The sequence below is a fragment of the Rickettsiales bacterium genome, assembly GCA_025210695.1.
Taxonomy (GTDB): Bacteria; Pseudomonadota; Alphaproteobacteria; order Rickettsiales; family CANDYO01; genus CANDYO01.
In genome coordinates this window covers 132,573-146,666 of the sequence record JAOARE010000008.1, presented here as the reverse complement: position 1 = coordinate 146,666, position 14,094 = coordinate 132,573, and the positions used below count along the sequence as shown (strand labels likewise).

Annotated in this window: 13 protein-coding genes; 4 read left to right on the top strand and 9 right to left on the bottom strand. The window is 31.0% G+C overall.

Translation table 11 applies throughout. From position 1 onward, the window contains the following. Positions 1 to 14: 14 nt before the first annotated feature. From N4A31_00970 to N4A31_00955, 4 genes are all read left to right on the top strand, one after another. A complete protein-coding gene (locus N4A31_00970) occupies positions 15 to 620 on the top strand; it encodes a histidine phosphotransferase family protein (protein ID MCT4634804.1) in 606 nt (201 codons plus the stop codon). A 24-nt stretch (positions 621 to 644) separates the two neighbouring features. Beyond that, entirely contained in the window at positions 645 to 3,206 is a 2,562-nt protein-coding gene (locus tag N4A31_00965) for a chemotaxis protein CheW (protein MCT4634803.1), read from the top strand. Positions 3,207 to 3,208: 2 nt separating this feature from the next. Further along, positions 3,209 to 3,676 carry a chemotaxis protein CheW gene (locus tag N4A31_00960; GenBank protein ID MCT4634802.1) on the top strand — a complete coding sequence of 156 codons (468 nt, stop codon included), beginning with the start codon at positions 3,209 to 3,211 and terminating at the stop codon, positions 3,674 to 3,676. A 212-nt stretch (positions 3,677 to 3,888) separates the two neighbouring features. Further along, the gene (locus N4A31_00955; protein MCT4634801.1) at positions 3,889 to 4,980 is read left to right on the top strand and encodes an extracellular solute-binding protein; all 1,092 of its coding nucleotides are present in this window, start codon (positions 3,889 to 3,891) and stop codon (positions 4,978 to 4,980) included. Here N4A31_00955 and N4A31_00950 read toward each other — a convergent pair. The 9 genes from N4A31_00950 to N4A31_00910 form a co-directional block, all read right to left on the bottom strand. Further along, positions 4,977 to 5,513: a shikimate kinase gene (locus N4A31_00950; GenBank protein ID MCT4634800.1), complete on the bottom strand. Its 537-nt coding sequence runs from the start codon at positions 5,511 to 5,513 to the stop codon at positions 4,977 to 4,979. The two genes, N4A31_00955 and N4A31_00950, sit on opposite strands and share 4 nt — an antisense overlap. A 107-nt stretch (positions 5,514 to 5,620) precedes the next feature. Beyond that, positions 5,621 to 8,026, bottom strand: a complete 2,406-nt coding sequence (locus tag N4A31_00945; protein MCT4634799.1) for an ATP-binding cassette domain-containing protein — start codon at positions 8,024 to 8,026, stop codon at positions 5,621 to 5,623. Between the two features lie 102 nt (positions 8,027 to 8,128). Beyond that, positions 8,129 to 8,983, bottom strand: a complete 855-nt coding sequence (locus N4A31_00940) for an MBL fold metallo-hydrolase (GenBank protein ID MCT4634798.1) — start codon at positions 8,981 to 8,983, stop codon at positions 8,129 to 8,131. A gap of 53 nt (positions 8,984 to 9,036) precedes the next feature. Further along, the gene (locus N4A31_00935) at positions 9,037 to 9,549 is read right to left on the bottom strand and encodes a rhodanese-like domain-containing protein (GenBank protein ID MCT4634797.1); all 513 of its coding nucleotides are present in this window, start codon (positions 9,547 to 9,549) and stop codon (positions 9,037 to 9,039) included. Between the two features lie 20 nt (positions 9,550 to 9,569). Then, positions 9,570 to 10,658 (bottom strand): phospho-N-acetylmuramoyl-pentapeptide-transferase, encoded by a 1,089-nt coding sequence (gene mraY, locus N4A31_00930; protein ID MCT4634796.1) that lies wholly within the window; start codon positions 10,656 to 10,658, stop codon positions 9,570 to 9,572. 266 nt (positions 10,659 to 10,924) lie between these two features. After that, a complete protein-coding gene (locus tag N4A31_00925; protein ID MCT4634795.1) occupies positions 10,925 to 12,364 on the bottom strand; it encodes a response regulator in 1,440 nt (479 codons plus the stop codon). Positions 12,365 to 12,394: 30 nt separating this feature from the next. Beyond that, positions 12,395 to 12,874: a response regulator gene (locus N4A31_00920; protein ID MCT4634794.1), complete on the bottom strand. Its 480-nt coding sequence runs from the start codon at positions 12,872 to 12,874 to the stop codon at positions 12,395 to 12,397. A 91-nt stretch (positions 12,875 to 12,965) separates the two neighbouring features. Next, positions 12,966 to 13,589 carry a CatB-related O-acetyltransferase gene (locus N4A31_00915; protein ID MCT4634793.1) on the bottom strand — a complete coding sequence of 208 codons (624 nt, stop codon included), beginning with the start codon at positions 13,587 to 13,589 and terminating at the stop codon, positions 12,966 to 12,968. A 2-nt stretch (positions 13,590 to 13,591) separates the two neighbouring features. Further along, the gene (locus N4A31_00910; GenBank protein ID MCT4634792.1) at positions 13,592 to 14,092 is read right to left on the bottom strand and encodes a hypothetical protein; all 501 of its coding nucleotides are present in this window, start codon (positions 14,090 to 14,092) and stop codon (positions 13,592 to 13,594) included. Positions 14,093 to 14,094: the final 2 nt, after the last annotated feature.

Genomic DNA, 14,094 nt, shown 5'->3' with positions numbered 1-14,094 from the left:
GTAGAGGATGTAAAATGGTAGATCAAATAAGACTATTAGAATTAATGAGTGCTAGAATGTTTCATGACTTAGCAGGTCCAATAGGAGCTGTAAATAATAGTCTTGAATTTTTTGAAGAAGAAAATCAAGAAATTAGAGACAAAGCCTTAGGAGTTGTAAAATCAAGCAGCAATGAAGCCATTCTTCGTCTTAAATATTTTCGCCAAGCATATGGCCCTGTAAATGATCAAGAAATCTCTTTGCGTGATGCTCTTCCTCTAGTTGAAGAATTCTTAGAAAAAACAAAAGTCACATTAATTTGTTCCAATGATAACAATATCATAATTAGTAGTAGTTTTAACAAGTTAATTATGAATATTGTGATTATAGCTGTGGGGGCGATGATTTATGGTGGAGACCTAGAGATTATTGCAACTAAAGAAGAGCTAAAAATAACACTCAAAGGAAAAGATCTTATTCTAAGTGACGAAACAATTTCACTACTTAAAGGAGATTTAAGCTATATTAATTTATCGTCGGCTAATATTCAAATATACTATACTCATATGGTTATGAATGATGCTAAATATTCAATAACAATAAACAAAACCTCTAGCACAGCGGAGTTTATTATAAAATAATTTTTTATTTATAATAGGTATGTAATGGATGAATTAGTTGCAGATTTTATATCCGAAGCTTCTGAAAGCCTACTAAACCTTGATAATGAAATAGTAGAGCTAGAAAGCAACCCAGAAAATGATAAACTCTTAGGCAAAATTTTTAGGGTCATGCATACCATCAAAGGAACCTGTGGTTTTCTAGGATTAGACAAACTTGCATCTATTGCTCATGCAGGTGAAAATATTCTGGATCAAATGCGAAGCAAAAAAATTCCAATTAGCTCAGAGAATATTTCCATTATTTTTGAATCTATTGACACAATAAAAGATATAGTTAGTTATATTCAAAATAATGGGAAAGAACCAGAAACAGATTATTCAGATTTAATCAACAAAATCAATAGCAGCATAAAAGGAAAAAATAACACTTCATCAGCAGAAGAACAAGAATCATCCTCTGCTGCCCCAGAGTCCCCTGACAAAGAAAAACAAGAAGACCCCAAAATTGAAACAAAACAATCGACTCCTACCGAAGAACCTAATAAAAAGGAAGAGGTAGATAGCCTTCCTGCTCCTGCATCCTCATCCCAAGAAAATGAGGATAATCAAACAGTTAGAGTTAAGGTAAAAAGACTAGAAGAATTAATGCAAACAGTTAGCGAACTAGTATTAAGTCGTAATCGATTGCTTCAACTTGATCGTAACATTCGTAATAATAAATTGTCATCTTCTCTCAAAGATTTAAATAGTCTTACAACATCGCTTCAAGAAATAGTTATGCAAACTAGAATGCAACCCATTAGCAACGCCTGGATAAAAATGCCTAGATTAGTTAGAGATCTATCAAGAGACCTAAATAAGAAAATAAAATTAGAAATGGTCGGCCAGGAAACAGAACTAGATAAACAATTAATAGAAGCAATTAAAGACCCTTTAATGCATATGGTGCGTAACTCTGCTGATCATGGATTAGAAAAAGAAGAAGATCGTTTGGCATCTGGAAAGTCAGCAGAAGGAACCATAACTCTTAAAGCTTATCATTCCAGTGGTTATATCATAATAGAAGTTTCAGATGATGGTTATGGAATTAATATAGATAAAGTAAAAAGTAAAGTATTAGAAAATTATTTAGCTACAGAAAAGGAGCTTGAAGCTCTTTCTGAACAACAAATAATACAATACATTTTTAAAGCCGGATTTTCAACATCCGCAGCTATAACCTCCGTATCTGGTAGGGGCGTTGGAATGGATGTGGTGAAAAATAATATTGATAAAATTCGGGGCAGCGTTGAACTTAAATCAGTAACAGGAAAAGGCTCTACCTTCATTATTAAAATTCCATTAACTTTAGCAATTATGCCTGTTTTAATAATAGATACAGAAGGGCAAAAATTTGGCATCCCTCAAAACAATATTCTTGAAATGATTTTGATTAACGAAGAGTCCGAACAACAAATCGAAGAAATTAGTAATCATAAAATTTTACGATTACGTGAGTCTTTATTACCATTAGTGACGTTATCAGAGATTTTACAACTACAAAAACCTAAGGAGAAGCAAGAATACTATGTTATAGTCTGCAGCATAAATAATATTAACTTTGGTATTATTGTAGATAATATATATGACACAGAAGAGATAGTGTTAAAACCCACATCATCAGTCTTGAAATCTATAAAGCTATATTCAGGCATAACAGTTCTTGGTAACGGAGAAATCATCATAATACTTGATCTTAACGGGATTACAGAACAAGTTTCTTTGACTCATACTGAAATAGAACAAAACACAAAAGAAGAAGCTCATGAGGATATATTATCTAGTTTTCTTCTAGTTAAATTTGGAGAAGAATATAAAGCTATCCCTTTAGAGTTAGTTTCCAGGATAGAAGAAATAGACATGACCAAATTGGAAATTATTAAAGGTAATAAAGTAATCCAATACCGAGATACATTAATGTATGTAGAATCACTTGATCCGAATCATCAAATCTCTAAAAATAAAAAGCAATTAGTTATAGTATTAGATAATGACGAGCACCTGATTGGTTTAGTAGTAGAAAAAATTATAGAAATAGTTGAGCAAAACATAGAAGACAAAATGAATAGTAGTTTAGATAATATATCCACTTTGGTCCTAGATGGGAAGACCACAGATATTATTGACGTTAATAGTTATTTTGATAAATTATTTTTTACTTCAGAAGACTCAGTTAACTCTGAGAATTCTAAATATAAAATTTTATTAGTTGAGGATAGCCCTTATTTCCGTAAATTAATTACTTCATTGCTAAGATCAGAAGGATATAACGTATCACCTACAAAAAATGGCCAAGAAGCACTAGGCTTAATAAAAGAAGAAGATCTAGACTTTAATTTAATTATAACAGATTTTGATATGCCTAATATGGATGGCTTAGAGTTAGCAAAACAATGTAAAGAAAACTCAAAATCACAAAATATTCCAATTATCAGCTTAATTTCAATAGTAAAATTACCTAAAAAAACTAAAGAAGCCGCAAGTGGGATTATAAAAGACTTCATTCCCAAATCTAATCATTCAGAATTAATTACGACTATTGATTCTTTACTTACAGGTACTTAAAAATGGTAAACAGTGATTTACAAAAAATAGTAATTATAAAATTGGGTAATCAAGAATTTGGTATTCCAACACAGCATATAATTGATGTATTATTGCCTCAGAAAATTTTTCCTATTCCACTATCTCCCAAAGAAATAAAAGGATCAATTAATGTAAGAGGAAAAATAGTTACAGATCTAGATATAAAATTATTATTAGGTATCAATAATACTTCAAAAAATAACAATCTTGAAAGATGTATAATTTTAGACTGCATTAAAGATACCTTTAGTTTTACAGTTGATGAAGTTAAAGAAGTAAGGGAGTTCTCTACAGATTCTTTAGTAAAAACTCCAGATAATTTAGGTGAATTATGGAAAAAAATATCTTTAGGCATTCATCCTTCTTTGAATGAAGATGACTTAGTGATAATTCTAGATATTAATAAACTGATAGAGTTGGTATCCAAAACAGAGAGTGATTCTATATAACAAAATTAAGTAAATGGCTCTAGCTACGCTTGTCTTTCTTCCTCTTCTAATTCTAGATATAAAATATATCAAAACTTAGGATTCAAAGTAATTGGCAATTATGAGTAGAGTATAAAGACGAATAACATTATACGCTTCATTAACCCCCTCTTGATAGCCATCTTTAACTATGATATTCTTTAAAAAAGATTATTAAATAAAATATTATTCAGGTGAGAAACCTTTTATTACTACTTATTTTAGTGCCATTTTTAGCTGTAGCAAAATCCGGTGGTGAGGTAAACTTTCTTACCTGGGCTGGTTATATTAGCCCAGCTATCATAAAACAATTTGAACAAGAATCTGGAATTAAAGTCAATTTAGATTATGTAGATAGTCAATACGCATTAGAGGCAAAAATCATTTCTATTAATAATGATTACGATCTAACTCTGCCAGCCTTAGCTCCATTCTTTATGCGCCAAGTGCAATTTGGTTTGTTCCAAGCTTTAGATCACTCTAAACTTAAAAACTATAAGTATATTGACGAGAAGGTAATTGCTTTCGAAAAAGAAGCAAATAATAGCGAAAATTACGCCGCTCCTTTTATGGTTGATACCGTTGGTATTGGTTATAATCATAAAGAAATTATAGAAATAATGCCAAATGCCCCTCTTGATAGCCTTAACATGGTCTTTGACCCCAACATAGTTAAGAATTTTGCCAAATGTGGTGTAGAGATGCTGGATTCTTCAGAAGAGATTTTTGCATTGGCCCTTATATACTTAGGACTTGATCCAAATAGTGAATCAGAGGAAGACTTAAAAAAGGCCTTTGAAGTTCTCCATGGAATTCGTCCCTTTGTAAATAACATAAATGGAACATTATATTTCAATAATTTAGCCAGTGGTGATAATTGTTTGGTCATTGGTTATTCAGGGGACATTAGACATGCTAAAAAAATGTCTGAACAATCTGGAAATAATCTAGATATTAGATATATTTTACCTAAAGAAGGATCTGTAATGACTTTAGATTTAATGGCTATCCCAGTTTCTGCAGCTAATAAAGAAAATGCTTATAAATTTATGGACTTCCTTATGCGTCCAGAGATTAATGCCCAAATAGCTAATTCTACAGGATTTACAAGCCCTAATATAGAAAGCTACCCCCTAATTCATAAAATCCTCAGAGAAGATTCTAACCTATATCCCTTACAACATAACCGAGGTGAGTCCCTACACACCTTAAAGATTTCTACTTCAGCATTTAATCGTCTGCGCAATAGAGCATGGATGAAATTTTTGAGTGATGACGTTTACTAAACTAGAGCAGCAACTTTTTTTATAATATCATCAACTATCAGCATATGCGGGCCATTACCGCTGTTAACACAAATATCTGCTTCCTCATAGATTGGATAGTTCTCTTTTATAAGCTTATCCACAAGATCTGCTTTGTTACCATCTCTCAAAGTAGGTCTAGTATTCCTACGAGAAACGCGTTCTAAAATAGTATCATAATCAGCTCTAAGCCAGATGGACACAGATTTTTCTTTTATAAGTTTACGATTGGTAGGATCAATAAAAGCCTCACCGCCTGTTGATATAATGCAATTTGTTAAGTTAAGAAGCTCTTCAACAACTTGTCTTTCTTTAGCACGAAAGAAAGCCTCTCCAGCATATTTAAATATATCATCTATTGAACAACCAGCCATATCTTGAACTAGATTATCAGTATCATAAAAAGAAACCTTAAGCTTTCTAGCCAAGCGAGTGCCTACAGTTGACTTTCCAGCCCCCATCGTCCCTACTAATACTATCGGCTTGTTTAATGAAACAAGATCCATATATGCCATAACTTATTACTACAAACTAAAATTTAATTGATTATTAATCACAGTATAACCAACTAACTACTTAAAAACAATGATTATATCAAAATAGTTTTTGTTTGCTTAAAAAGCTAATAATCTAAACAATTTACTCCTACTTCTCCTAAGAACACTTCTTCATTTTGTAAATGAAGCTCATAATCAAAGAAATTTTCAGTGACACAACTTGTATTATCTGAATTTTTATCTTGATGCCAAACCACCATTAATAAAGAATTTGTTAGGCAAGATTGCTCTATTTTATCCATTACTAAATGTCTTGCTTCTGAATCTAGAGGACCAAAAACTTCATCCATAATTAAAATCTTAGGGCACTCAATAAGGTTTTGTATTAAAAATAATTTCTTCTTTTGCCCTCCACTTAAATCGTTCCATTTTTCTTGTACTTCATGCAATGAACCAGAAGTTATAGGGTTCTTAAACACCTGAAATTCATTTACATATTTAATTATTTTTGTTTCAATTTCATCTCTTATATTTTCAGGATATTGAGATGATTTAAAAGGATGCATGATCAAATCAAATAAAGAACTTTTTAAAGGAACGTAATCTTTTTGAGATATTACTGCAATAGAAGAGCTAGGATAAATTATAGTTCCATTAAGAACAGAAAAGCTTGGATCTGAAATTCCCTCTATCACATATTGTAGTAATGTAGTAAGAGATGATTTTCCACTGCCATTAGCTCCAGTAACTGCATAAATTTTTCCTATAAATAACTCTATATTTTCAATAAATACTCTTGTTGCCTGCTCTTTGTTTCCTCTAACAAATTCAAGGTTTTCTATTAGTAGACTCTCTCTAGATTCATTTGTATAAAAATAAACTTTTGAAATTGTATCTTTAGCAGAGTTTAAATACATAGATAATTCATTCAGTCTATCAATAGATGAATCTATTTTACTAAATTCTGCTTGATTTTTTGATTTAAATAGAATTATTTCAACAGAAGTTTGTAATGTGCGTGTATATAAAAATAATTCTCCTACATCAATAACCCCCTTAACACTCATATGAGCCACAAGAATATGTAATATAGGATATAATACATCTTGGTTATAAAACCCCATCAAAACATTAATAGAACTTGCAAGTACAGCATTTCCTAAACTATTATATTGCTCACATTCTTGAGAAACACTCCATTCATCGCGAATATAATCTAATGCATTCTTCTGCAAAATAGTTACAGCATATTCCTTATCATGTTCATTATTTTTTACAAACTCAGAGGAACACTTAGTTCCTCTTTCAGAAAACTTCTGCATTTCTATTATTAACAACTGAAATAGATTATTAACGCAGTAGTCAATTGCTACAACTCCTCCAATTCCTAAATATGACTCTAAAGTAAAAGAATCTATTTTGCTAAGTTTAGCTATGCCAAAACTAGTCCATAATAGAACATCATTATTAGAACTTAATATCGTTCTAATATCACTCAAATATGTCTGGGTAGTATGGTTACTTTTAGAAAGGAGAATAAAATTTTCTTTAGTTGTAAAATAATTATCACGTATATCATTCTGGATAGAAGACGTTAATTGGCTTATATGATATGCATTTATTCCATCCACTAAGGTTCTAACAGTTGTATAGCAAACAGCAATTCCTACATATTTTGTAGATAAATAAGCGAATTTGATCAATTTATCATGCTGTCCTTCACCCATAGTAGCAAAGACATTGGTCTTTTCTTGCATTCTAGTTAATAAATAATTGCCATAAAACCCCATTCCTATCTGCACATTCAACATAATAATATAATGCTTAGCCAATGCGGGGTTTAGTTGACTGTGCTCAATGAATTGAGCTATTGAGTTATATGAATTTTTAAAATGATTTGGAGTGAATAATTGATCCAGCAATATATCTTGATACAAAGAAATCATGGTTCCAGCTAAAAATCCAACAGAAGAAGATAGATACTTTGCGCTATGATATTTAGAAGCTAAATTATAAGATATAATACTTCCAACTGTTCCCCAATTAGCAGGATTATTTATTAAAGAGAAATAATTATCTATTATGTTTGAAGAAGCTGCCAAAGCTGTTGCATGTGGAGTCGAAATATCATTTAGTTTAGCCACACCATAAGTTATAACAGGAGGGATTAAAGAAATTAAACTATTGGAGTCTACAGCCCCCTTAAAAACCAAACCTGCTATACTGGCACCAGCAAATTTAACAACTTGGTTATTGCTATCAATATTATGATAAACCATGGATCCAATAACAGGAATATAGCTGTAAGAATAATCCTCTAAATTTTCATTTTCTATATTATAGTGAACAGCACAAGCACTTAGAGAGAAGAGAACTCCTTCCATGAGCCTATTGGACGCAGGTTCATTTGCTCTAAATGGAGTAAGTAACCTTGCAAATAAAAAAGGTGCTGCAAAATTTATATAATCTAGATTATTAACAACATAGTTATTCCAAATATTGTTTAAATATTCTTTAGAAAAATATAACATAGATGGCCTCAAGGTTTGTTCTGATTCTCAGATGAATTCGAGCAAACCCTAACTAATCTTTACTATTAAGTCAATTATAAACAAACCAATACTTTCTCACTATTAAATGGAGTTAATAGGAATTTTTATATAATTTTTTCCGTTATTCTCTTTTTCTCCTAAGTCTCCTGCCCGCATATTTACTTGAATTGAAGGCAATAGTAAACGAGGAACCTTTTTTCCTTCATCTTTTTTATTTCTAGCAATTATATATTCTTCTTCGCTAACGTTTACATTAATCATAACATTATTAAGTTTCTGCTCCGCTACTGTAGACATAAATTTTACATTTTGACCTTTAGGAGGATAGTCATGACAAGTTAAAATGCGTGTTGTATCTTTTAGAGAAAATAATTTATGAATTGATTGATAAAGTGTTTTTGCGCTTCCGCCAGGAAAATCTGTACGCGCTGTTCCAACATATGGCATGAAGATAGTATCACCAACAAATACAGCATCTTCCATTAAATAACTCAAACAAGCGGGAGTATGGCCCGGAGTGTGAATAACTTTAACCTCAATAGAACCTATCTTAAAAACTTCTTCATCTCTAAATAAGTGATCAAACTGTGATCCATCAAGCTTAGTATCATGCCCCGTGTTAAATAAAGGAACCCAAAATTCTAAAACTTTCTTTATGTGTTCACCAATACCAATCTTTCCCCCTAATGCTTTCTTTATATAAGAGGAAGCCGTTAAATGATCAGCATGAGCATGAGTTTCTAATATCCATTCTAAATCTAGTTTATTTTGCTTAATGTATTGAATTACTTTATCTGCTGAATCGGTCGTAACTCTTCCAGAATTCATATCGTAATCCAAAACAGAATCAATAATAGCGCATTTATTGCTTGTTGTGTCTATTACCAAATATGTAAAAGTTGAAGTTTTTTGATCAAAAAAATGTTCTATTTTCATTAGATTACCTTAAATATGAGTGTTCTAATTAATAATATTCCTATAATCATAGCCTAGGGCTTGGAAGATTTATTCCAGGGCATGCGTGCAAGTAATATTCCTAAAAAACATAAGTTACTAAGACCTGAAAACATTAAGCCTGCTCCAAAGAATCCTGTTAACAAAAGAAATACGGGACTTATAAAATATCCTAAAATGCTTGTTATCAAAACAGCAGAACCTACAGTTATATACACTTGTCGATCTATTGATATTTTTGATGGATTCTCTAATTTGTTCCATTCAGAAATTCCTCCAGCAAGATTATAAAGCTCAAGATTAGGGTCTTCAGCCAATAACTTTTCACCAGCATTATTGCTACGAGATCCTGAAAGGCAATGAATCACAATATGCTTCTTATCATTCTTGGGGAGAAGTTTCTTGCTTATTTTTCCAAGTGGAATAGATATTGAATAAGGTATATTATTTGCTTGATGTTCTTCCTCTTCTCTAACATCAATTACAATTGCTTTATCTTCTTTTATCCACTCTTTTAAAGTGTGAGCATTCACTGTTTTTAGTGACATATATACTCCTTAAATTGAATCTATCTAATCTTCAAAGTTGAAAGGCCAATAATTGCAAAAATAACCGCTATGATCCAGAATCTTGTAACAACTTTTGATTCACTCCAACCTGATTTTTCAAAATGATGATGAATTGGCGCCATCTTGAAGAACCTTTTTCCCTTCGTAAACTTAAAATAATAAACCTGAACAATAACAGATGTAGCTTCAATTACGAAAAGACCTCCAATAATTGCTAATAACACCTCGTGTTTTACAATCACACTCATAACGCCTAAGGCTCCACCACATGCAAGACTTCCAACATCTCCCATAAAAATTTCTGCCGGCTGAGAATTATACCAAAGAAAACCAAGCCCCGCTCCAACCATAGCAGCACCAAACACAGCTAATTCAGCTACTCCTTGAACATGTTGAATTTGCAAGTAAGATGCAAAATTTAAACTTCCAGTTAAATAGGCAAGCAGTGCAAAGCAACTAGCTGCAATAATTATCGGCATAATTGCCAATCCATCTAGCCCATCAGTTAAATTAACAGCATTAGACGCTCCAACAATAACAACTATAACAAATGGAATATAAAGCCATCCAAGGTTAATAAGAAGATCTTTAAATAGAGGTAAAGTAATATGTGAGTTGTAAGAAGGATCAGCAACGCTTTGTATTCCAAGTCCAGCAATAATTGCTATGGTAATCTGACAAAGCAGCTTTATTCTTCCAGGAACACCTTTGGTATTATATTTTGCAAGCTTTAAATAATCATCTATAAAACCTAAAATTGCATATCCTATAGTTACAAATATCACCACCCATAAATAATAATTATTTAAATCTCCCCATAGAAGCACCGAACCTATCACCGAAGCAATAATTGCTATTCCTCCCATGGTGGGGGTTCCTTTTTTAGATAAATGCTGCTGCGGTCCATCATCTCTAATTGGCTGTCCTTTATTAAAAGTCTTGCGTAAATATTTAATTAAATAAGGAATTATAACAAGAGCAATAATTAGCGAAGTTAGAAGCGCCCCAGCACTGCGAAATGTAATATAGCGCAATAAGTTTAATAAATGAAGCTGTTCAGCAAGTGGATATAACAAATTATAAAGCATTAATTTTTCCTGTTTCTTAGTAATCTATAATTACTTATGTTTTGAAGTATATACGAATTATGTTACTATATTATTAATTATATTTATATAAAATAAAGACTTGTTCTAGGAAATATAATGGACATTACCTTTGCTTTGTGCATGTGTGGTCAGGTAATTGGAGATAATCAAGAAAACCCTGAGGAATCAGTAATTATGTGAAGTATTAATGTATTGCTGACTTAACTGTTTTTTTCTTCAAGAACGCAAAAACAGCCAAAGATATTTTAATTTAGAGGGCCTAAGGAGAAAGTAATTATAAATCTTGCACCTCCAACTTCATTAGATTCAACTTTTATTTGAGCATGATGCTGCTTTACAATTGTTAAGCAGATTGCCAACCCAATACCTGTACCTAATGTGTTTAGGTTATTATCTATTCTTGTAAATGGTTTAAAAATATCTTTGGCCTTGTCTTTATCAATTCCTATTCCATTATCGGATAGCTCTATATGCAGATTATTATCCTCTATTCTAGAAAAAACCTTTATTATGGGTGTTTTCGTGCAATATTTTATAGAATTGGCTATTAAATTTTGAAACAACTGTACTAAGGAAATATAATGCCCATAAACTTCAGGCATCTCTTCTATTTTAATAACAGCATTTTTATTCTTAATTTCTAATTCTAAGTTAGAAATACTTTGCCTAAACACAGAATTTAAATCCACTTTGGATAATGACAGTCTAGATCTACCCATTTCTGAGTAAAGCAAAAGATTACTTAAAAAAGATTCCATATATTGAGAATCTTCAATAATATTTTGTATATATCTTGACTCTAACTCAGGATGTTTTTTGTAGATTAATTGAGCATAGCTATTAATTCTTCCTAAAGGAGACTTAAGGTCATGAGCAACATTATAAGCAAAGAGAGAAAGTTCATGCTGCTTTTCTTGCTCTATTTTTACGTTTCTAGATTTTTTCAATACATTCAGAATAGATTCAGATAGAATATCAAAATTTACATTGGATTTTGTTATGTAATCTCCTACTCCCATTTTCATAAAGTTAATGGCAACTTCTTCATTTCCTGATCCCGTTAAGGCAATAATAGGGGCTTCTTGTTTCAAAGGGGCAATTTCAGATAAAAAATCAATTCCATTCATACCATACAAATAATAATCCAACAAAATTAATGAATATTTATTATGTTTTATTCTTTCTATTCCTTCTTCTGCTGATTCACAATGATCAATTGTATAGTTACTAAAAATCCTTTCTAATAATCTAGAGTATAACTCACAATCTTCTATAGAATCATCAATAATAAGAATATCAAAAAAATTATCGTTATCGATAAAAGATTTAATCGCCATTTGAGAAGCATATAATGAAATATTTTTTTTCTTTTCTATACATATAGGTTTAATATTATTAGTTATTCCCATCAGTATGCTATTTACTATTTGATTTTGTTTGTAAGTTAGAATTATGATGGAAACATTATTATTATGCTCATTTAAACTATATGCCTTAGCGAAAGAAACTAAATCTGTGAGAGGGATCGTATAGTCAATTAAGATAAGGTCATATATTTTATTTTCTAGAGCTTCGATTGACCTATTTAAATTTTCAAAATAGTCTACATGCAAAAGAGATATATCACTCAATAAAAGATGATAATATGCTCTATTTGGCCTTTGACCAAATATTAAAACTTCCATTTTCTTCCTTTAGATAAAAAAGATACGTAACTACCTATTTTTTAACTTTTTTTGAAACAAAGACATAAACCCACTTACCCTTATAGGTTTACCAAAAAAGGCAACTACTTGCTCATTTAAACCACATACTTTTTTAATATTTTCATAATTATTCATAGACGAATGAATGATTATTGGAACACTTCTAATATGTTCTATTTCTTTAAGGTTATTTAGTACAACATTACCATTCATTTCTGGCATAACTAAATCAACAATAATTAAATCAGGCTTTATAGATTTATTAGACAACGAAGACATAGCTTCATTGGGATGATTATAGGATTCAAGATGGAAATTTAGATCACTTTCTTCTAACAGAAGATCGTTTAATAGCTCAACATCTTTTTTACTGTCGTCTATTACAATAATATTTATCTTTTTGTCACCCCTGGGTATACTAACTTCCTTAAAGACATTAAAAGTAAATTTTAGATCATCTTTTTTTATAATACTATTCTCTGATAGCATATATTTCTCTTTATATTACAATTAATTTAATAATTAACTATAGCATAATTATATATAACAAGGAAATAAAAAAGCAATGCTTTCTTCAACCTCAAACTTTAGACTTTAAAGCTTCTAAATCTCCAGTAGTTATTGCCTTAAGATTCTTGGTGATTTTTTCAACCGACCAATTCCACCAAGCTAGCTCAAGAAGAAACTCTATTGTTTTATCATCAAATCTTTTGCGAATAACTTTTGCTGGGTTTCCCCCAACAATAGTATAAGGATCAACATCCTTAGTTACCAGGCTATTTGCACCAATAATGGCCCCATCACCAACAGTAATTCCATTCATTATAGTGGCGCTATTGCCAATCCAAACATCATTACCAATTATTGTATCACCTTTACTAACAGTTTTCATTGAAGAATTAGCCCAAGACTTTCCCATAACCTTAAAAGGATAAGTTGAAATGCCATTAAAAGAATGACTCCCTCCATTGGTAATGAATCTAACCCCAGTGGCAATTTGACAGAACTTACCAATAATGAGCTTCTCTACTGAAAAATCAAATAGATATAGAACATTTTTCTCAAAATTATATATATCCTCAGGATCATCATAATAAGTATAATCACCAACAATTATTTGTGGCTTGGTTATGATGTTTTTTAAAAAACAGGTTCTTGTAACTCCTTCAATGGGATATAAAACACTTGGATCAGGATGTATCATAGCTACTTTCTCTTCTTATAAATTTTAGAAATCTTCCAAACCAGAGTCACAATAAACAAAGCTCCACCGAACCAAATAAAATGCTCTCCTAAATAATTTATAGATTCACGGTTTGAAGGCATTTCATAATAGAAGGAATCTATTAACCAGAGTATAACCAGCACCCCTCTAAATATCGCAACATAAATTGCAGAGATAATCACTGCCATAATTATATTGAAAGATTTACTTAGCTTGGTAATTAAATATTTATATAATTTACAAATGCTCCAGAATAAAAAAACAAAAGAGCAAAGAAGCAATGAAAAAGAGATTATCAAACTATATTTTAAGGAAGTATCCAACCCAACTTTGGGGCAAAGGCTTCGCAAGATTTTCTCCACCATTACAGCATTTGTAGAGTCAGAAAACATCCATATAAGCACAATCGGCACAGCAAAAACTATTAAATTCAAAAATAAAAACTTTGTTATTTTCTTTAGCACAGAAACATTTTTATTCATTA